Origin of the sequence: Aeromicrobium sp. (assembly GCF_049587115.1) — a bacterium.
Lineage (GTDB): Bacteria > Actinomycetota > Actinomycetes > Propionibacteriales > Nocardioidaceae > Aeromicrobium.
Genome location: NZ_JBAVDI010000070.1, coordinates 1 through 1,743 on the forward strand (window position 1 = coordinate 1; position 1,743 = coordinate 1,743).

The following is a 1,743-nucleotide window of genomic DNA, read 5'->3' on the forward strand; positions in this document are numbered from 1 at the left end:
GATGGTCGCCGAGCGCGCCCCGTCCCGCGACCAGTTCCTGGCCGAGGTGATCACCCAGGTCGAGGCCGACCTGCGCGAGTCGAAGGTGAAGGCGACCGTCACCGGTCGACCCAAGCACTACTACTCGATCTACCAGAAGATGATCGTCGGTGGCCGCGAGTTCTCCGACATCTACGACCTGGTCGGCATCCGGATCCTGGTCGACGAGGACCGCGACTGCTATTCGGTCCTCGGTGTCCTGCACTCACGCTGGAACCCTGTGCTGGGCCGCTTCAAGGACTACGTGGCGATGCCGAAGTTCAACATGTACCAGTCGCTGCACACGACGGTTATCGGTCCGCAGGGCAAGCCGGTGGAGATGCAGATCCGGACCTTCGCCCAGCACCGTCGCGCTGAGTACGGCGTGGCCGCGCACTGGAAGTACAAGGAAGACGGCCGGGCGGGCCGAGACACCGATCGGCCCGGCGAGATCGACGACATGAGCTGGGTGCGGCAGCTGCTCGACTGGCAGAGCGAGGTCGAGGACCCGGGTGAGTTCCTGGAGAGCCTGCGCTTCGAGATCAACCAGGCGGAGACCTACGTGTTCACCCCGCGCGGCGACGTGATCGCGCTGCCGTCGGGAGCTACCCCAGTCGACTTTGCGTATGCCGTGCACACCGAGGTCGGTCACCACACCATCGGCGCTCGGGTGAACGGTCGGTTGGTGCCGCTGGAGTCAACCCTTGAGAACGGCGACGTGGTCGAGGTGTTCACCTCGAAGGCCGCGAACGCGGCGCCCTCCCGCGACTGGCTCACGTTCGTCCAGTCACCAAGGGCGCGCTCCAAGATCCGGCAGTGGTTCACCAAGGAGCGGCGCGAAGAAGCCATCGAGCGCGGCAAGGACCAGATCGCCAAGCTGATGCGCAAGGAAGGGCTGCCCATCAAGCGGCTGCTCTCGCACGAGTCGCTGATGCTGGCGGCCGCCCACTTCAACATCGCTGACGTGACCGCGCTCTACGCAGCCGTCGGTGAGGGCAACCTCAGCGCCCAGGCCGTCGTGCGCCGGGTGGTCGACCTGCACGGCGGCGACGACGGTGCTCGAGAGGACCTCTCCGAAGCCGTGACGATCACCGGTCGGCGCAGCCGGTCTCGGGTGGGCGCCGGTGGCGATGCTGGCGTGATCGTCAAGGGCTCACCGGACGTCTGGATCAAGCTGGCCAAGTGCTGCACTCCGGTGCCACCCGACGAGATCCTGGGCTTCGTCACCAAGGGCGGGGGAGTGTCGGTGCACCGCACTGACTGCACCAACGCGGGGAGCCTGCAGCAGCAGCCCGAGAAGGTGCTCGAGGTCGAGTGGGCCCCGACCGGTCAGTCGACGTTCTTGGTCAACATCCAGGTTGAGGCACTGGACCGTGCCCGGCTTCTCTCCGACATCACGATGGTGCTCTCCGACGCGCACGTGAACCTCCTCAGCGCCAACCTCTCCACCACCCGCGATCGCGTGGCCAAATCTCGCTTCACCTTCGAGATGGCCGAGGCAAAGCACCTCGACAACGTCCTGCGCGCCGTGAAGCAGGTCCCGGGCGTCTTCGACGCCTATCGGATCACGCAGTAGGTCTCCCGCGGCTGCTGCCCATCAGCCGGAGACTCTTCAGCTGCCGAAGTCGGCGCTGGCTCGCTTGGCCATGTCGAGGAAGGACTGACGGGAGGCCAGGTTCTCCTCGAGATCCTTGATCTTCTTCTCGTTGCCGGACTCTCTCGCCC

General features: G+C 65.9%; 1 protein-coding gene. It reads left to right on the forward strand.

Going from position 1 to position 1,743, the window contains the following annotated elements:
* The coding region (locus tag WB461_RS07215; RefSeq protein ID WP_423852052.1) for a RelA/SpoT family protein at positions 1–1,594 on the forward strand (1,594 nt) is incomplete at its 5' end.
* Positions 1,595–1,743: the final 149 nt, after the last annotated feature.